This is a genomic window from Paenibacillus sp. JNUCC 35 (assembly GCF_058269095.1).
This window is the reverse complement of the sequence record NZ_CM177771.1, coordinates 5,660,985-5,678,613: the sequence shown is the minus strand read 5'-3', so window position 1 is coordinate 5,678,613 and position 17,629 is coordinate 5,660,985. Positions and strand designations below refer to the sequence as shown.

14 protein-coding genes and 2 riboswitches are annotated in these 17,629 nt (G+C 56.2%); of the genes, 12 read left to right on the top strand and 2 right to left on the bottom strand.

Features of this window, described 5'->3' with window-relative positions; translation table 11 throughout:
• Nucleotides 1-43 precede the first annotated feature (43 nt).
• From AC2TF6_RS25705 to AC2TF6_RS25670, 8 genes are all read left to right on the top strand, one after another.
• On the top strand, nt 44-1,060 hold the full coding sequence (locus AC2TF6_RS25705; RefSeq protein WP_491309077.1) for an ABC transporter substrate-binding protein: 1,017 nt from the start codon (nt 44-46) through the stop codon (nt 1,058-1,060).
• Between the two features lie 56 nt (nt 1,061-1,116).
• Nucleotides 1,117-2,814: an FAD-dependent oxidoreductase gene (locus AC2TF6_RS25700; RefSeq protein WP_491309076.1), complete on the top strand. Its 1,698-nt coding sequence runs from the start codon at nt 1,117-1,119 to the stop codon at nt 2,812-2,814.
• Entirely contained in the window at nt 2,811-3,212 is a 402-nt protein-coding gene (locus AC2TF6_RS25695; RefSeq protein ID WP_491309075.1) for a 4Fe-4S binding protein, read from the top strand. The genes AC2TF6_RS25700 and AC2TF6_RS25695 overlap by 4 nt, the downstream gene beginning before the upstream one ends.
• A 533-nt stretch (nt 3,213-3,745) precedes the next feature.
• Nucleotides 3,746-5,806: a glucose-specific PTS transporter subunit IIBC gene (ptsG, locus tag AC2TF6_RS25690; RefSeq protein ID WP_491309074.1), complete on the top strand. Its 2,061-nt coding sequence runs from the start codon at nt 3,746-3,748 to the stop codon at nt 5,804-5,806.
• Nucleotides 5,807-5,901: 95 nt separating this feature from the next.
• Nucleotides 5,902-6,174 (top strand): phosphocarrier protein HPr, encoded by a 273-nt coding sequence (locus AC2TF6_RS25685; RefSeq protein ID WP_009674656.1) that lies wholly within the window; start codon nt 5,902-5,904, stop codon nt 6,172-6,174.
• Nucleotides 6,167-7,885, top strand: a complete 1,719-nt coding sequence (ptsP, locus tag AC2TF6_RS25680) for a phosphoenolpyruvate--protein phosphotransferase (protein WP_491309073.1) — start codon at nt 6,167-6,169, stop codon at nt 7,883-7,885. The genes AC2TF6_RS25685 and ptsP overlap by 8 nt, the downstream gene beginning before the upstream one ends.
• Nucleotides 7,886-8,107: 222 nt before the next feature.
• Nucleotides 8,108-8,497, top strand: coding sequence for an MmcQ/YjbR family DNA-binding protein (locus AC2TF6_RS25675; protein WP_369999605.1), 390 nt, complete (start codon nt 8,108-8,110; stop codon nt 8,495-8,497).
• Between the two features lie 323 nt (nt 8,498-8,820).
• Nucleotides 8,821-9,717: a YitT family protein gene (locus AC2TF6_RS25670; RefSeq protein WP_491309072.1), complete on the top strand. Its 897-nt coding sequence runs from the start codon at nt 8,821-8,823 to the stop codon at nt 9,715-9,717.
• A 183-nt stretch (nt 9,718-9,900) separates the two neighbouring features.
• Here the strand turns inward: AC2TF6_RS25670 and AC2TF6_RS25665 are convergent, their stop codons facing one another.
• Both AC2TF6_RS25665 and AC2TF6_RS25660 read right to left on the bottom strand, forming a co-directional pair.
• Nucleotides 9,901-10,104, bottom strand: coding sequence for a YbdD/YjiX family protein (locus tag AC2TF6_RS25665; protein WP_491309071.1), 204 nt, complete (start codon nt 10,102-10,104; stop codon nt 9,901-9,903).
• Nucleotides 10,097-12,187, bottom strand: coding sequence for a carbon starvation CstA family protein (locus tag AC2TF6_RS25660; protein ID WP_491309070.1), 2,091 nt, complete (start codon nt 12,185-12,187; stop codon nt 10,097-10,099). Before AC2TF6_RS25660 ends, AC2TF6_RS25665 begins: the two co-directional genes overlap by 8 nt.
• Before the next feature lie 262 nt (nt 12,188-12,449).
• Nucleotides 12,450-12,644: riboswitch (cyclic di-AMP (ydaO/yuaA leader) on the top strand.
• Nucleotides 12,645-12,752: 108 nt separating this feature from the next.
• A riboswitch (cyclic di-AMP (ydaO/yuaA leader) is annotated at nt 12,753-12,931 on the top strand.
• Between the two features lie 117 nt (nt 12,932-13,048).
• Here AC2TF6_RS25660 and AC2TF6_RS25655 point away from each other — a divergent pair.
• The 4 genes from AC2TF6_RS25655 (at nt 13,049) to kdpB (ending at nt 17,560) form a co-directional block, all read left to right on the top strand.
• Nucleotides 13,049-13,489 (top strand): hypothetical protein, encoded by a 441-nt coding sequence (locus AC2TF6_RS25655; RefSeq protein ID WP_009674676.1) that lies wholly within the window; start codon nt 13,049-13,051, stop codon nt 13,487-13,489.
• 187 nt (nt 13,490-13,676) lie between these two features.
• Nucleotides 13,677-13,754 (top strand): K(+)-transporting ATPase subunit F, encoded by a 78-nt coding sequence (gene kdpF / locus AC2TF6_RS25650; protein WP_103997486.1) that lies wholly within the window; start codon nt 13,677-13,679, stop codon nt 13,752-13,754.
• 60 nt (nt 13,755-13,814) lie between these two features.
• Complete coding sequence (gene kdpA, locus AC2TF6_RS25645) at nt 13,815-15,494, top strand: potassium-transporting ATPase subunit KdpA (RefSeq protein ID WP_491309069.1); 1,680 nt, start codon at nt 13,815-13,817, stop codon at nt 15,492-15,494.
• Nucleotides 15,495-15,514: 20 nt separating this feature from the next.
• Complete coding sequence (kdpB, locus tag AC2TF6_RS25640; RefSeq protein ID WP_491309068.1) at nt 15,515-17,560, top strand: potassium-transporting ATPase subunit KdpB; 2,046 nt, start codon at nt 15,515-15,517, stop codon at nt 17,558-17,560.
• The last annotated feature ends 69 nt before the right edge of the window (nt 17,561-17,629 follow it).

Sequence of the window (17,629 nt, the reverse complement as noted above, 5' to 3'; positions counted from 1 at the left end):
AAAGCATGACGGAGAGGATTTCTACATACAGAGGGGGATAAACATGACACATCCGGCATACACGAAAAAATACACGCATCTCATCGGTTTTGTTCTGCTTCTGACAGCGCTGGTCCTGCTGGCTTCGGCCTGCGGCCGGGCGGAAGCCGATCCGTCCGGGGGAGCGGACCCGGGAGGCAAGGCGCCTTCCGTGCTGCGCGTGGGCTATATCGGCGCGAACAAGCTGAACCTTCCGAGCGGCGCCGAAGGCTGGGGGTTCTACAAAGGCGAGGCGAAGGAGGAACTGAAAAAACGGGGGATCACGGACGTGCAGTTTGTCGGTTTTCCCAACGGCCCGGATTTGAGCGAATCGCTGATCAGCGGACGGATCGATATCGGCTCGCTGGGCGATACGCCGGCCATATTGGCCCGTTCCGCAGGAGCGCCGTCCAAAGTCATCACCCTGAATTCCTCCGGGAGCAATGCGTTTATTCTCGGGAAGAAGAACGGTCCCGCAACGTTGGCCGAACTGAAAGGCAAGAAAGTCTCCGTGAAAAAAGGCTCCTACATGCACCGCTATCTGGCAGGTCTGCTCAAAGAGCAGGGCATTAAAGACGTACAGCTGATCCATCTGCTGGATGAAGACGCGGATGCAGCTCTGGTCAGAGGAGAAGTGGACGCTATAGCCACCACGGAAGTGCGCGGGCTCAAGATGATTCCTCAAGGCTTTCCCGTTCTGGACGAAGCGGCCAAGGATCATCCCGGTCTCGTAGGCGCGGGGGTAACGGTTGTATCGGAGAGCTATTTGAAGAAAGTACCGGATATCGCGAAAGTGTGGAATGACCTGAGGATTAAAGCGCTGGACGATCTGAAAACGCAGGAAGACGCTTATTATGCGTTTGTCGTCGAGAATACCGGAACTCCTCTGGATTTGGTTAAAAAAACGAGCGCCGTCTCCCGTATTCAGAGAGAGTCGTTTACGGACAGCGGCATTCAAGCTTTAAAGGCGACCAAAGATTTTCTGGTCCAGGATAAATTAGCCGACACGGATTTCAACGTCGACGAATGGCTGGTGAAATAAACCGGTCATCAAAACCGGTTGCAGCAAAATAAGCGGCAGAACAGGGAGGGAGAACCATGAGTCAGAAACAGCCGCTTCAATTAACGGCCGATGTCCTGGTGATCGGCGGCGGACCCGCAGGCGCCTGGGCCGCATGGAGCGCGGCTTCACGCGGTGCCAGGGTAGTCGTGGCCGACAAGGGCTTTCTCGGTTCCAGCGGGGCAACGGCGCCGGGAGGAACCAATCTTCTCTATCTTCCGCCCGATCCCGTTATGAGGGAAGAAGCGGTCAGGAAGCGGATGAAGGGAGGCGGCTTCCTGTCGGAACCATCATGGATTCACGGCGTGCTCGATCAGGTGTACGAAAGCCTGGAACTGGTGGAATCCTGGGGCTACCCGTTCCGCAGGGACGAGAACGGAGTGCCTATGAGGGATCACCTCCAGGGCCCGGAATACATGAAGCTTATGCGCCGGGCCGTCATCAAGGCGGGGGCCCGCATCCTGGACCAGTCTCCGGCCTTGGAGCTTCTCGTCGACGAGCATGGCGTCGGCGGAGCCAGAGGCGTATCCCGGCTCGATCGCCGGGAATGGGAAGTGCGGGCGGGCGCCGTCGTGATCGCCACGGGAGGCTGCGCCTTCCTGAGCAAGGGTCTCGGCTGCAACGTCCTGACCGGCGACGGCCTGCTGATGGCCGCCGAGCTCGGCGTGGAGCTCTCCGGCATGGAGTTCAGCCGTCAGTACGCACCGAGCGCGGCCTTCGGCACGAACACGCGCGGACGTCTGCTGAACTGGGCGACCTTCTATGCCGAGGACGGCACGCCTCTGCATTCCGAGGGGCCCCGGCCGCACGATTTCCTGCCGAAGATGCTGAGCAAAGGGCCTGTGTACGCCGTCATGGACAAGGCGGACACCCCGGAGAAGCGGGCGATCCTGCGCAGCTCGCACGCGATCTTCTTCCTGCCGCTAGACCGGGCCGGCATTGACCCGTTCACGCAGCCGTTCCCGCTGACCCTCCGATACGAGGGAACCGTGCGGGGAACGGGCGGCATCCGGCTCGTCGGCGAAGACTGCTCGACGACCGTGGCCGGGCTCTATGCCGCCGGCGATGCGGCCACCCGGGAGAGAGTCACGGGCGCTCAATCCGGAGGCGGCGCTTTCAACGCCTCGTGGGCGATCTCGTCCGGGACCTGGTCCGGCAGAGCCGCCGCGGGGTATGCGCTGGCCCTGGGCAACCGGGCCGGGCAGCGCCATCTCCGCCCGGCAGGCGGCGCCGGGCTCGCAGGGACGCCGGGGACATCCGCAATGAGGGATGTCCCGGGGATTATCGGGGCCGTCCAGCGGGAAGTGTTCCCGCTGGAGATCAACTACTTCCGGAGCGAGCCGGTGCTCCGGGAGTCTCTTCAAAGACTGCACGGACTATGGCCCCTCGTCCAGGGCGGTATCCCCGGCAGCGATGCGAGGGAGCGCGTCCGTGCCAGGGAAGCGGCCGCCATGGTGGCGGCGGCCCGCTGGATTCATACCGCCGGACTGGCGAGGCGGGAAACCCGCGGCATGCACACGCTCGCGGAATACCCGCATCCCGATCCGGCCTACCAGCGCCGTCTGCTCGTGTCGGGGCTGGACGACATCCGCGTCAAGTTCGAGGGCGGCGGGGAAGTCCCGGCCCTGACGGCCGCTGCCCCGGCGGTGCATCCCGGGCCTTCGGGGCAGCGGGGACATGAACCGCTTCAACCGTCCGGCGGAGATGTCGTGCGGAAGGAGGTGACGCCGGCATGATCGAGCTGGTCAGTTCCACCCGCTGCGTAGGCTGCAGCATGTGCGTCAAGGTCTGCCCCACGAACGTGTTCGACGAAGGACCCGACCGGGTACCGGTTATCGCCCGGCAGGACGATTGTCAGACCTGCTTTATCTGCGAGGTTTACTGCCCGGTTGACGCGCTTTACGTGTCTCCATACGGCGACGAGGCGGTAGGCGTCGATGAGCAGGAACTTGCGGAATCCGGCGTGCTCGGCAGTTGGAGAGAGAAGATCGGCTGGGGACCGGGGCGCGTCAAGCTTGCCAAGCTGGATACGACCCCGTTTATCGACCGCGTGCTTCCCCGGCAGCCCCCTCTGGATGCGGAGGAGACGGCGTTTATTCTGACTCCGGACTATCCTCGTAAACCGGCCGGGTAGGCTCATGCCACCCGAATCCGCCGAGCCGTCTAAGGCCCGATGCCCGGATCGCCCTATCCGAACCGAAGCTTTTGCAATTGCGGGAGTTATCTTCCACAGACGACTTAAATAGCTGCCTTTCAGATATCTTGCAGGTATCTTAATAGAACGATATCCCCTTTGGAAGGGGCGACGTTCCTTTCCCGGAACGCACCCACTTCCGTTTTATAACTGGAGATTTCCCGTTCGGGAGGTCTCCTTTTTGACGGGATGAAAGTGTGAAAAATGGTATTGTCTGTTCAGATTCGTCATGCTATAATGACGGAGCTTAGGAATTATACAACTGAACAGGCGATATGCGCGTGTGACTGATACGATCAGGCATGAGCAAGAAAGAGAATGAATGGAAATGGTCCGATATGGGTTATATTAACCCTTATCCGGCAGCTATTTCCGGCATTCCTTGATTGCTTATGCCTTTTTTGCTGTTTCGGCCTTGCCTGTGGGGTTGAATAATCCATAGACACTATGACCAGATAAAGGAAGTGAAGCAAATGTTAAAAGGCGTTTTCGGCGCGCTCCAGCAAGTAGGTAAGGCGCTCATGCTTCCGGTTTCCATTCTTCCTGCCGCGGGTCTTCTGCTGGCGTTCGGTTCGGCCATGCAAAACCCGGATACGATTGAGCTTATGCCTTTCCTCAGCGGAAACGGGTTTCAGGTTGCGGCTCACCTCATGTCGAGCGCAGGCGACATTATTTTCGCGAACCTGGCATTGCTTTTCGCAATCGGGGTAGCGATCGGTCTGGCGGGCGGGGACGGCGTTGCCGGTATAGCAGCCACGATCGGTTACTTGATTATGAACGTGACGATGGGCGTTCTGGCGGGTGTAACCCCTTTCTCGCTGACGCTGAAAGATCCTTCTTACGCGAGCGTGCTGGGTATACCGACTCTGCAAACGGGCGTTTTCGGCGGGATTATCATGGGTGTCATAGCGGCGCTCCTTTACAAGAGGTATCATAAAATCGAACTTCCGTCGTACCTCGGCTTTTTTGCGGGCAAGCGGTTCGTTCCGATCATTACCTCCCTTGCCGCGCTGCTGACCGGGCTTATCCTGATCTTTATCTGGCCTCCGGTACAGCACGGACTGAGCGCTTTCTCCCGTTCCGTGCTCGACGCGAATCCGGTTCTGGCTTCTTTCTTGTTCGGGGTCGGTGTCCGCTCTCTCATTCCGTTCGGTCTGCATCACATCTGGAATGCGCCGTTCTGGTACGAGTTCGGTGAATATATCGATAAATCGGGCGTTCTGGTGCGCGGGGATATGAAAATTTTCTTCGCTCAGCTGAAAGACGGCGTACCGCTTACGGCGGGTACGTTTATGAGCGGGAACTTCCCGTTCATGATGTTCGGTCTGCCGGCCGCGTGTCTGGCCATTTACCACACGGCGCGTCCCGAGAACAAAAAGCTGATTGCCGGTATTATGGGCTCCGCCGCTTTGACGGCTTTCCTTACGGGGATTACGGAGCCGATCGAGTTCTCATTCTTGTTCGTAGCACCGCTTCTCTACGTTTTCCATGCCCTGCTCGCAGGTCTTTCCTTCGCGATTATGACGCTGCTGCAGGTTAAGCTCGGCTTTACGTTCTCCGGCGGCTCGATCGACTTCCTGCTGCTCGGTGTCCTGCCGAACCGTACGCCATGGTGGCTCGCGATTCTGGTCGGCCTTGTCTTCGCGGTCATCTACTATGTGGTGTTCCGCTTCGCGATTACCAAGTTCAATCTGAGAACGCCTGGACGCGAAGAAGTTCAAACGGAAGCCGACACGGACGATGCTCCCGTCAGCGGCGCAAGCAATGCCAGCGGCACGGGCGACCTGCCGAGCAGCATTCTCGCGGCATTGGGCGGAGCGCCGAACATTTCGAACCTTGACGCTTGTATCACGCGTCTGCGTGTTCAGGTGAAAGACAAAGGCGCCGTGGATAAAGAGCGTCTCAAAAAACTGGGGGCTTCGGGCGTTCTTGAAGTCGGCAACAATGTACAAGCCATTTTCGGAACCCGTTCCGATTCGTTGAAAAATCAGATTCAAGACGTTATGGCGGGCCGCATTCCTTCCACGGCGAGCGTGCCGGTGGTGGAATCTCCCGATACGGGCGGCAGGGAGCTGATGAAAGAAGAAACGATCGTAGCTCCGGCTGATGGCGAACTGATGGATATCACGCTCGTTCCGGACGAAGTCTTTTCCCAGAAAATGACGGGCGACGGATTTGCTATCCTGCCGAAAAACGGGACGATCGTTTCCCCGGTAAACGGCAAAATTTTCAACGTATTCCCGAGCAAGCATGCCATCGGCATCCAGTCCGATGCGGGTAAAGAACTGCTGGTTCATATCGGCGTTAACACGGTAAAACTGAAAGGGCAAGGCTTTGAAGTGCTCGTTTCCGAAGGGGATATCGTGGAAGCCGGCCAGCCGATCATGAAAGTCGATCTCGATTATGTGAAAGAGCATGCTCCTTCCATCATCTCACCGGTTATTTTTACGAACCTGCCGGAAGGCACTGAAATTCGTTTGAATAAACAGGGCGACGTTAAATCAGGCGACAAACATATTATTACGATTAAGTAAAAGGACTGAGGGAGAAGGGCGGTATTTTTCTAACCCCCTCTTTTTCGGTTAAGATAGACGTATGCAACTAAATTATTGAGTGGAGATGACCAACTATGCAAAAAACATTTAAAGTGACCAGCGATACAGGAATTCACGCACGTCCGGCTACAGCACTTGTCAACACATCCAATAAATTCAAAGCGGACGTATTCGCCGAGAGCAAAGGCAAGAAAGTGACTATGAAATCGATTCTAGGCGTGCTTTCTCTGGGGCTGGAAGAAAACGATGTAATTACTTTCTCCGCAGAAGGTGAAGATGCAGCGGAAGCGATCGCGGCTTTGGAAGCAATTATGACTAAAGAAGGGCTGGGCGAGCTTCATGGCTAATATACGTGGCATTGCCGCTTCGGCGGGAATTGCCATCGCCCGGGCGTTCCGTCTGGAACACCCCGACTTGACCGTCGTCCGCAAAACCGTGGAGGATACGGAAGCCGAGGTTGCCAAATTCGAGCAGGCTCTGGAGAAATCCAGCGCCGAGCTCGAGGCTATCAAGGAACAGACGCTCCGGGAGATGGGAGAAGAGAAAGCGGAGATTTTCGAATCTCACCTGCTTGTGCTCGGTGATCCCGAGCTGGTCGATCCGGTGAAAGCGAAAATCCGCGACAAGAAGGTCAACGCGGAATTTGCGATGAACGAAGTTGCGATGACGTTCGTCGAAATGTTCGAGAACATGAACAGCGATTATCTGAAAGAACGCGCGTCGGATATGCGGGATGTGACGAAGCGGGTGCTCGCTCATCTGCTCGGCGTCAAATTCGTGAGCCCGTCGTCGATCTCGGAGGAGACTGTTGTCGTGGCAGAGGATTTGACTCCGTCGGATACGGCCCAGCTTAACCGCACGTACGTGAAAGGCTTTACGACCAACATCGGCGGACGCACGTCCCATTCCGCGATCATGGCGCGCTCGCTTGAAATTCCGGCCGTCGTCGGGACGAAGAACGTGCTGGATCTTGTCAAGGACGGCGACCTGCTGATTGTGGACGGATTGGACGGCGACGTTCTGATCAATCCGGAGCCCGCGGTGGTCGAAGAATACCGCGCGAAGCGGCAGCGCTACGCGGAGCAGCGCGCCGAATGGGCCAAGCTGCGCAACGAGCCGACGGTGACCCCGGACGGTCACCATGTCGAACTTGCGGCGAACATCGGCACACCTGCCGACGTGGCAGGCGTGCTGGAGAATGGCGGCGAGGCTGTCGGCCTGTACCGGACCGAGTTCCTGTACATGGGGCGCGATCAGCTGCCGACGGAGGAAGAACAGTATAAGGCCTACAAGGCGGTCCTTGAGAAAATGGAGGGCAAGCCGGTTGTGGTGCGTACGCTCGACATCGGCGGCGACAAGGAGCTGCCTTACCTGCAGCTTCCGAAGGAGATGAACCCGTTCCTCGGCTTCCGGGCAATCCGCTTGTGTCTGGAGCGCGAGGATATCTTCCGCACCCAGCTGCGCGCCCTGCTGCGTGCCAGCGTACACGGCTCGCTTCGGATCATGTTCCCGATGATCGCTACGCTGGATGAGTTCCGTCAAGCGAAAGCTCTTCTACTGGAAGAGAAGGCGAAACTTGCGGAGGAGGGAACACCGGCATCCGACGAGATTCAGCTCGGTATCATGGTGGAAATCCCGTCGACGGCTGTTATGGCCGACCAGTTTGCCAAAGAAGTGGACTTCTTCAGCATCGGTACTAATGACCTCATTCAATATACGATGGCGGCCGACCGGATGAACGAGCGTGTCTCTTATTTGTATCAGCCGTATAATCCGGCCATTCTGCGCCTGGTTAAAATGGTGATTGACGCGGCACATCGCGAAGGCAAATGGGCCGGCATGTGCGGCGAAATGGCGGGAGATACGACCGCGATCCCGCTTCTGCTCGGACTCGGTCTCGACGAGTTCAGCATGAGCGCCACTTCCATTCTGCCTGCACGCAGCCAGATTGTGAAGCTCTCCCTGTCGGAGATGCGGCAGCTCGCCGCCCGCGCGATTGAGCTTTCGACGGCGGAGGAAGTCGTGGCGCTCGTAAACGGGCATCAGCCGAAAGCGTAATGCCAAGATCGGCAGACGGCTAACTTATAAAGGCGCCTGCATTTGAAATAACATCCGCAAGGATAGGATGAAAGTCAACGGCAAGAACACCCCTGACAAGTCGTAAGGCATAGGCCTAAGGCGGACGAGGGGTGTTCTTTTGTTTGGACGAAAAGGAATTCCGCTTTACGAAGCGAATCCGGTGTTGAACAAAACTTTTATCGTGAAAGGGGCATTTCTGCTATGAATACAAATGAGGTTATGGAATACGCTTTATCCAAACCGGGGGCTGTCGCAGACCGTCCCTTCGACAATGAGACCGATGTGCTGCGCGTAGGAGGCAAAATGTTCGCTCTGCTGCCTTCGGGAGCGGCTCCGGGTGAGGGAAGTGTAACGTTAAAATGTCCGCCGGAGGAAGCGGAGCTGCTGCGCATGCAGTACCCGGAGGCCGTAAAGCCCGGTTATCACATGAACAAGCGCCACTGGAACACCGTCCGGCTGGACGGAAGCTTGGACCCGCAGGAAATCATGGATATGGTGGACGTTTCCTACCAGCTCGTACGAGGGAGTCTAAGCAAGAAAATGCAGCAGCACATTCTGCAATACGGCAGTGCCGAGTGGAATGAAAGTTAGAACGGGGGGGAAACTAAGCTCAGCTTGCGGAAGCTTAAATGCGGCCTACAACAGGTGTTACGCATGATTCGCCTGCCCGGTATTTCCTGCCTTTCGGAAGAATTAAAGCGGATTAGGAGAGGTCTGGCACGCTTGTCAAGGATGTCGATCTCCGTTTTTGACCGTATTTCGGTAAATTCAGTGATCCTAGGCGAATAATATGGTATAATACATGTATTCGATGTTTGTTTGCCGGCCGCTGTTCTGGAGTCTGTTGCAAACAGGCTCCTTTTTTGGATTAAGGCAGACTTTAGATACATTACAAATAAAAGGGGTGTCGGCCATTGAGTGTGGAAAAATCGACTTTTCAAGGCGAAAAATCAGGTAAACGTACGGCTACTGCGGCAAAGCTTCTGCAACGAATCGTATTTATTTCGATAGGTGCAGCTTTATTTTCGATCGGGTTGGAAGTTTTCCTCGTTCCCAATAACATTATCGACGGCGGTATCACCGGTATTTCGATTATGCTGTCTCACTTCTTCCATCTCCCTCTCGGTATTTTCTTAACCCTTCTGAATCTTCCTTTTCTGTTTCTGGGTTACAAACAAATCGGTAAAACGTTCGCCTTTTCGACGTTGTTCGGTGTTATCGCAATGTCAGTCGGTACTTCTCTGCTTCATCCGGTTCCGGCTTTTACCATCGATCCGCTGCTTGCCGCCGTTTTCGGTGGGGTCATTCTCGGCGTCGGGATCGGACTCGTTATCCGTTCGGGCGGTTCCCTTGACGGTACGGAGATCGTAGCTATTCTAATCAATAAAAAATCACCGTTTTCCGTCGGTGAAATCGTCTTGTTCATCAACCTGTTCATTCTCGGCAGCGCCGGGTTCGTGTTCGGTTGGGATCATGCGATGTATTCCCTGATTGCGTATTACATTGCGATGAAAATGATTGATGTGACGATCGAAGGTCTCGATCAGTCGAAATCCGTATGGATCATCAGTGAAAAATATAAAGAAATCGGCGATGCGCTGACTCAGCGTCTGGGCCGTGGCGTGACTTACCTTCATGGGGAAGGCGCTTATACCGGCGATGACAAGAAGGTGATTTTCACCGTTATTACTCGTCTGGAAGAAGCGAAGCTGAAATCCATCGTCGAAGAATGGGACGGAAACGCCTTTATTGCCGTCGGCAATATTCACGATGTGAAGGGCGGACAATTCAAGAAGAAGGATATCCACTGATCCTTGCAAAAAGCTTCCCCTGCAGACACAGGGATAAAGGAAAAAACCAGCGGCCCAAAGGGCTGCTGGTTTTTTTGTGCTGTCGTAGCGTGCTGCCGTAACGTGCTGCCGTAACGTGCTGTCGTAGCGTGCCGCCGTAGCGTGCTGCCGTAGCGTGCCGCCGTAGCGTGCCGCCGCAAACACCTAGCAGCAGCGGGAGATTTTCCCGTCCTTGGCGTCATATCGGTTGTCCTGGGCCTGCCGGAAAAACTCCGCACGGCTCAGGACAGGCTGGTCTTGGTGGGTGCTTTTCATATGAGCCACATATGTCTCGTAGTGGGGGACGCCCACCATCAGATGGATAAACTGATTGCGGTAGCTCCAGATCAGTTTCAGGCGCTTAAACATATTTCGTCGCCTCGGATCTGCCCTGCCCGCTGCGCGGGATATACGGGGCTTCGTAAAGGTCCAGCGGTTTGTTCGAAATCGCCTTCAGCCAGACGCGGATGGCCGAGATAAACACGATCAGCACCACGATCATGAAAAATCCGCACAAGGCCGCGTCGATGTAATCGTTCATCACGATCTGCTTCATCTGCGCGGCCGTTTTGGCCGGAGCGACGATTTTGCCGCTGTCCAGCGCGTTCTGGAACTGCTTGGCGTGAGAAAGAAAGCCGATGTTCGCTTTCTCGTGGAACAGCTTCTGCCAGCCGGCGGACATGGTCACGATAAGCAGCCACGTTGTGGGCAGGAGCGTGACCCAGGCGTACGCCTTCTTGCCCATTTTGAACAAAATGGTCGTCCCCAGCACAAGCGCGATGCCGGCCAGCATCTGGTTGGCGATGCCGAAGAGCGCCCACAAGGAGTTGATGCCCCCCAGAGGGTCCACAACGCCTTGGTAGAGGAAATAACCCCAGCCCGCCACGCAGAGAGCCGTAGCGATAAGATTGCCTACCGTGGACCGGGTATCCCCCAGCGACTTGCTGGCATAGCCGAGCAGATCCTGGATGAGGAAACGCCCCACGCGGGTACCGGCGTCGATCGTCGTCAGGATGAACAACGCTTCGAACAGGATGGCGAAGTGGTACCAGAACGCCATCATCGTTTTGCCGCCGATCACGCCGGACAAGATTTGCGCCATGCCGATGGCGAAGGTCGGCGCGCCGCCCGTCCGCGAGAGGATGGTACTCTCGCCGATATCCTTGGACAGCGTAGTCAACTGCTCGGGCGTGATGGTGAAGCCCCAGCTCGTGATGGTTGCCGCCGCGGTCGCCACATCGGTACCGCCCAGGGCCGCCGCCGACGAGTTAATCGCGAAGTAGGTGCCGGGCGTGATGATGCAGGCGGCGATCAGCGCCATGATGGCGACGAACGATTCGACCAGCATCGCGCCGTAGCCGATCGGACGCGCGTGGGATTCGCGCTCCAGCATTTTGGGCGTCGTCCCGGAGGAGATCAGCGCATGGAAGCCCGATACGGAGCCGCAGGCAATGGTGATGAACAGGAACGGGAACAAATTCCCGGCGAAGACGGGACCGGTTCCGTCGATGAACCGGGTCGTGGCCGGCATGGACAGATCCGGCAGAACGAAAATAATACCCAGCGCGAGGCCGATGATCGTTCCGACTTTCAGGAACGTGCTGAGATAGTCGCGGGGCGCCAGAAGCAGCCAAACCGGCATGACCGAAGCGAAAAAGCCGTAGGCGATCATCATCAGAGCGATGGTTTCCCCGCTGAAGGAGAAAAGCGGGGCCAGAGCGGCGCTCTCGGCGACGAACTTGCCTCCGATCAGCGACAGAACGAGCAGCACGACGCCAATGAGCGATGCTTCCCCGACCCGGCCGGGCCGTATGTAGCGCATATACACGCCCATAAGGAGGGCGATCGGAATGGTGGCGGCAATCGTGAACATGCCCCACGGGCTGCCGATCAGAGCTTTGACGACGACGAGCCCGAGCACGGCGAGAAGAATGATCATAATGCCCAGAATGCCAAGCATGGCAATCGTGCCCGTCACCTTGCCGATTTCGTCCTTGATCATATCGCCCAGCGATTTACCGTTTCTACGAGTTGAAGCGAAAAGAATCACGAAATCCTGGACGGCGCCTCCCAGAATAACGCCGAGAATAATCCACAGCGTTCCGGGCAGATAGCCCATCTGGGCGGCAAGCACGGGGCCTACGAGAGGACCCGCTCCGGCAATGGCCGCGAAATGGTGCCCGAACAGCACCCATTTGTTCGTCGGCACATAGTCCTTGCCGTCGTTGTTCAGCTCTGCGGGTGTTTTCCGGTTGTCGTCGAGCACGAAGACTTTGCGGGCGAGAAAACGGCTGTAGAACCGGTAGGCGACCGCATAGCAGCTGACGGCTGCGATAACGAGCCAGGCGGCATTGATCGTTTCCCCGCGATTAAGTGCGACAAGCCCGAAAGCGAACGCGCCGACAATGGAAATCACCCCCCAGAGCAAGATTGATTTCCATCCGATTTTCATAAACATGCCTCCTTACTGGTTAATATGGGAACATTTACAAGTAGTATAGCAGGTTTTTCCGGTGCGGGAAGAGGCTGGATGTCCAAACCGTTTTCAAAAACGTGAGATTTTCGACGTATTAACAAGCTAGCGCACAAAAAGTAGAAATGTAAGCGCATTAGGGGATTTCTTTGGCTTAAATCGGTTTAAAACCAATCTCCCCATATCTTTACAAAGCACGTGCGGAGGTGTAACATTCATTCCATCAATTGAAAAAAACAGTTTCTTGCTTTCGCTGAATTTCCCCCTCCGGGGGAAGCGGGGGAACCATCGCAGCATTGATCCGGTGTGAGAGCCGGAGCCGTGTCTGCAGGGGTGAATCCTGAAGCGCCGGAACCCATGGACCCGGCAATCAGGTAGGGCGACTCTCACCGCCCGAATCCGACAGCTAACCTCGTAAGCGCATGAGTTCGGGAGGGGTTGAAGAAGCTTGTGATCGGCATCGACCACAGGGACTTCGTTTCGCTGTGGTTTTGTTATGTTCAAAAACATCCGAAAATGAAAAATGTGCCAAACAAATGAACATGCGTTTTTATCGCTGAGTTTCCGTGTGAAGCGGAAAACGGGGGAACCAACGAGGACTTGCAGGCCTGACGGCCAGTCCTCATGGGGTGAATCCAGAAGCGGCATCCGTGCCGTCATGGTAGGGCGACTCTCACGCCCGAATCCGACAGCTAACCTCGTAAGCGTACCGAGAGAGGCGACTGCTATCGCGCTTCGGCTATAGTCTTTTTAGGCTGTGACCGTCAAGAAGCCGCGTGAAGAGTTCCTCTTCCGCAGGCTTCTTTTTTTGCTGCCCAAAACATGAAAGAGGGATAAAAAGTGGACGAGAGAAAGATCCAAACCTATACGTTGGTTTCCGCACCGAATGTCACCGGCGAGAACTTTATTAAACTGCTGAATATTTACCGCAGACCCTTCGCGGCGCTTGTGAACAACCCCGCAGAAGGACAGCGGATGAAGAAGCTGGGAGTCCGGCACATCGTGGAAGTGGACACCGTTCGCCACGAAGCCTGGGAAGTTCCCGAGCTTCCGATCGGTGACGTTTATCTTTTCGAAGACAGCCTGCCGCTCTGCTGCCGGTATCTTCAGATGGTCCGCAGCTGGACAACCGGAACGATTTTTGTGGTGAAAACGAATGCCACACCGCGGTTGATTTATAAAGCGCTCGGCGCCGACCATGTGGTGCATACGAATACCCGTCAGGTCTCTTTCCTGCTTGGAGCAGCACCGGGCCAAGTGCCCGAGGAAGTTTTACGCTAACGTTTAAATTCACTGTCCGAAGGATAATAAATGAACCTATAAAACGAACCTATAAATAGGAAAGAAAGGAGCCGACACACATGACGGACCTTTATATGATTCTGCTGCTGGCATTTATTTATCTCATCTTTTACGGTTTTCTGACCTGGTGTGACCATGTCGTGGAAGGCTCGGAAGGCGGCCGTACATGATGATCATCGCGCTTTTTACGGCAGGGCTTTTCCTGTATCTGATATACGCGCTCATACATCCCGAAAAATTTTAGGGCGCCTTCGGGCAGCCGGTGAACGACTAGCGCGGAGTTGCTTGAGGAGGATAGGAATCCATGGAGATTGTGCAAATCGTAATCGTAATCGCGGTGCTTTGCCTGCTGGTGAAACCGCTTGGGACTTATATTTATCATGTTTTTTCGAATGAGAGAAACCGGACGGACAAATGGTTCGGCTGGCTGGAACGGCCCATTTACAAGCTTGCGGGTATCCGCAGCGAGAATGGCATGACGTGGAAGAAGTATGCGGGCAGCCTTGTGCTGACCAACATCGTGCTTGTGGCGGTCGGGTATCTGATCCTCCGTCTGCAGCGTGCTCTTCCTTTGAACCCGAACGGGATCGACAATATGGAAGCGACGCTGTCGTTTAATACGATCATCAGCTTTATGACGAACACCAACCTGCAGCACTACAGCGGGGAAACGGGCTTGTCCTATTTCTCGCAGATGGCGGTCATCATGATGATGATGTTCACGTCCGCCGTAACGGGGATCGTTGTAGCGATTGCGTTTATCCGCGGACTGACGTCCAAAGGCAATACCATCGGGAACTTTTTTACGGATTTTGTAAAAGGACACACCCGCCTGCTGCTGCCGCTGGCTATCGTGGTCACGCTGGTGCTTGTCGGCCTGAAGGTGCCGCAGACGCTGGATCCGACCGTGGCCGCGAAGACGCTTGAAGGCGGGGAGCAGCAAATCGCCATCGGTCCGGTAGCGTCGCTTGTGTCCATCAAGCATCTGGGTACGAACGGCGGCGGTTTCTTCGGGGTGAACTCTTCCCATCCGTTTGAAAATCCGTCTCCGCTGACTAACGTGATCGAAATGTTGTCCATGTGGTGCATTCCGGCCTCATTAACCTATACCTTCGGGCGGTTTGCGAAGAACCGGAAGCAGGGGTGGGTCATTTTCACCGCGATGATGACCTTGTTCCTGGTCTTTCTGTCGGTCGCTTTCTTCTCGGAAAAGGCCGGTAACCCTGCCTTGAACGCCCTTGGCGCGGATTCGTCCATCGGCAGTATGGAAGGTAAAGAGGTGCGGTTCGGCATTGCCCAGTCCGCGCTGTTCACTACGGTAACGACGGCGGCGACGACGGGAAGCGTCAACAATATGCACGACACGCTCACCCCGCTGGGCGGAATGGTTCCGCTCGCTCAAATGATGCTGAACTGCGTATTCGGCGGGGACGGAGTCGGGCTGGTCAATATGCTCATGTACGCGATTTTGGCGGTCTTTCTGGCGGGCCTCATGGTCGGCCGGACCCCGGAGTTTCTGGGACGCAAAATCGAGTCCCGTGAGATGAAACTGATCGCCGTTGCGATTCTGGCGCATCCGCTTATCATCCTGGCTCCGACAGCGATCGCCTTCATGACGGAGCTTGGCAAAGGAGCCGTCACCAATCCGGGATTCCACGGAATCTCCCAGGTGCTGTACGAGTTCACGTCGTCGGCGGCCAATAACGGCTCCGGCTTCGAGGGGCTGGCAGACAATACGCCGTTCTGGAACAGTTCCACGGGAATTGTGATGCTGCTTGGCCGTTACGTGTCGATCATCGCCCTGCTGGGTGTGGCCGGCTCACTGGGCCGTAAGCAGTGGGTCCCGGAAACAATCGGTACGTTCCGTACGGACAATGCCTTGTTTACCGGAATCGTGGTAGGTACGGTCGTCATCATTGGGGCGCTCACCTTCCTGCCGGTAATCGCGCTCGGTCCGGTGGCCGAATATTTGACATTGCGTTAAAAACGATGGGGTGAAAACGGATGAGCTCAAATGCTTCTCAAACGAAACGAAAATCGATGCTGAGCGGGGATATCGTTAAACAGGCGATCGTGCAAAGCTTTCTTAAATTAAATCCGGTTACGATGATGAAAAATCCCGTTATGTTTGTGGTAGAAATCGGAACCTTCATTGTCCTTCTGATGACGGTACTGCCGGGCTACTTCGGAACGCAGGACCGGATCGGATTCAACCTGACAGTGTTTCTGATTCTGCTCTTCACGGTGCTGTTCGCCAACTTTGCCGAGGCGCTGGCGGAAGGCAGGGGGAAAGCCCAGGCGGATTCGCTTAAGAAGTCCAAACAAGAAATCCAGGCTAACAAAGTGGTCGGCAGCGGCATTAAAGTCGTTCCGTCCACGGAACTCCGCAAGGGCGATATCGTTACCGTCGCCCAAGGAGAAATGATTCCCGGCGACGGCGAAGTGATTGAGGGTCTGGCCTCTATCGATGAATCGGCGATCACGGGGGAATCCGCGCCGGTCATTAAAGAAGCGGGCGGCGATTTCAGCTCCGTTACTGGCGGCACGCGGGTCGTAAGCGACGCGATCCGGGTACGGATCACGAGCGATCCCGGCGAATCTTTCATCGACCGGATGATTTCCCTCGTCGAGGGGGCGTCCCGCCAGAAGACGCCGAACGAAATCGCGCTGAACACGCTGCTGATCACGCTGACACTTATTTTTCTGATCGTGGTCGTTACGCTGAAGCCCATCGCGGGGTTCGTGAATGTCGAGCTGGATACGGCCGTGCTGATCGCCCTGCTCGTCTGCCTCATTCCGACGACGATCGGCGCCCTGTTGTCCGCAATCGGGATCGCGGGGATGGACCGGGTCACCCAGTTCAACGTCCTGGCGATGTCGGGGAAGGCGGTCGAAGCGGCCGGTGACATCAATACGATCATTCTGGATAAAACGGGGACCATCACGTTCGGAAACCGGATGGCCAGCGAATTTATCCCGGTAGGTGGCGCCTCCGCGGGTGAAGCGGCTGCCTGGGCGGCCGTCAGCTCGGTCAAAGACGAAACGCCGGAAGGACGTTCCGTGCTGGAGCTGATGAAGAAGCAGAACCTGGTTTACGAGGCCTCTCTCGCGGAAGGCGGGGAGTTCATCGACTTTAAAGCGGAAACCCGGATGAGCGGCATCGACCTGAAAGACGGCAGAAAAGTGCGCAAAGGCGCCGTAGACGCCGTCGTCCGCTGGGTGCAGGAGCAGGGCGGAACGGTTCCCGCCGATCTTAAGGCTAACGGGGACGCGATCGCCACGGAAGGCGGGACCCCGCTTGCCGTGGCCGTGGATGGAAGAGTTTACGGCCTGATTTACTTGAAGGATACCGTGAAGCCTGGCATGAAGGAACGGTTCGATACCTTGCGCCAAATGGGCATTAAAACGATCATGTGTACCGGCGACAACCCGCTGACGGCGGCTACTATCGCCAAGGAAGCCGGTGTGGACGGCTTTATCGCCGAGAGCAAGCCGGAGGATAAGATTGCCGTGATCCGCAAAGAGCAGGCGGAAGGCAAGCTGGTCGCGATGACCGGCGACGGCACGAACGACGCTCCGGCGCTTGCCCAGGCCGACGTGGGTCTGGCGATGAACAGCGGAACCATCGCCGCCAAAGAGGCGGCCAACATGGTCGATCTGGACTCCGATCCGTCCAAGATCATTGAAGTGGTCGGCATCGGTAAGCAGCTGCTGATGACACGCGGGGCGCTCACGACCTTCTCGATCGCCAACGATATCGCCAAATATTTCGCGATCATTCCGGCGATGTTCATGCTGGCGATCCCGCAAATGGAGGCCCTCAATATCATGAAGCTGGGATCGCCCCTTTCGGCGGTGCTGTCCGCTCTCATCTTCAACGCGGTCATCATTCCGCTGCTCATTCCTCTCGCGATGAAGGGCGTCAAATACCGCCCGATGAGCTCGACAAAGCTGCTCAGCCGCAATCTTTTTGTTTACGGGCTGGGCGGGGTCGTCGTTCCTTTTATCGGAATCAAAATGATTGATCTGGTCGTTCATGTCTGGATCTAGGGACCCGTTTCGTGGAAACGGAAGCACATAAACGCTTAAGTAAATGGCTTGAAAATACCCTGTGAACCA

Excerpts from the sequence above, each read along its gene's own strand:
- AC2TF6_RS25705 (WP_491309077.1), top strand. The coding sequence starts at position 44 with ATGACACATCCGGCATACACGAAAAAATACACGCATCTCATCGGTTTT.
- AC2TF6_RS25700 (WP_491309076.1), top strand. The coding sequence starts at position 1,117 with ATGAGTCAGAAACAGCCGCTTCAATTAACGGCCGATGTCCTGGTGATC.
- AC2TF6_RS25695 (WP_491309075.1), top strand. The coding sequence starts at position 2,811 with ATGATCGAGCTGGTCAGTTCCACCCGCTGCGTAGGCTGCAGCATGTGC.
- ptsG (WP_491309074.1), top strand. The coding sequence starts at position 3,746 with ATGTTAAAAGGCGTTTTCGGCGCGCTCCAGCAAGTAGGTAAGGCGCTC.
- AC2TF6_RS25685 (WP_009674656.1), top strand. The coding sequence starts at position 5,902 with ATGCAAAAAACATTTAAAGTGACCAGCGATACAGGAATTCACGCACGT.
- ptsP (WP_491309073.1), top strand. The coding sequence starts at position 6,167 with ATGGCTAATATACGTGGCATTGCCGCTTCGGCGGGAATTGCCATCGCC.
- AC2TF6_RS25675 (WP_369999605.1), top strand. The coding sequence starts at position 8,108 with ATGAATACAAATGAGGTTATGGAATACGCTTTATCCAAACCGGGGGCT.
- AC2TF6_RS25665 (WP_491309071.1), bottom strand. The coding sequence starts at position 10,104 with ATGTTTAAGCGCCTGAAACTGATCTGGAGCTACCGCAATCAGTTTATC.
- AC2TF6_RS25660 (WP_491309070.1), bottom strand. The coding sequence starts at position 12,187 with ATGAAAATCGGATGGAAATCAATCTTGCTCTGGGGGGTGATTTCCATT.
- kdpF (WP_103997486.1), top strand. The coding sequence starts at position 13,677 with ATGATGATCATCGCGCTTTTTACGGCAGGGCTTTTCCTGTATCTGATA.
- kdpA (WP_491309069.1), top strand. The coding sequence starts at position 13,815 with ATGGAGATTGTGCAAATCGTAATCGTAATCGCGGTGCTTTGCCTGCTG.
- kdpB (WP_491309068.1), top strand. The coding sequence starts at position 15,515 with ATGAGCTCAAATGCTTCTCAAACGAAACGAAAATCGATGCTGAGCGGG.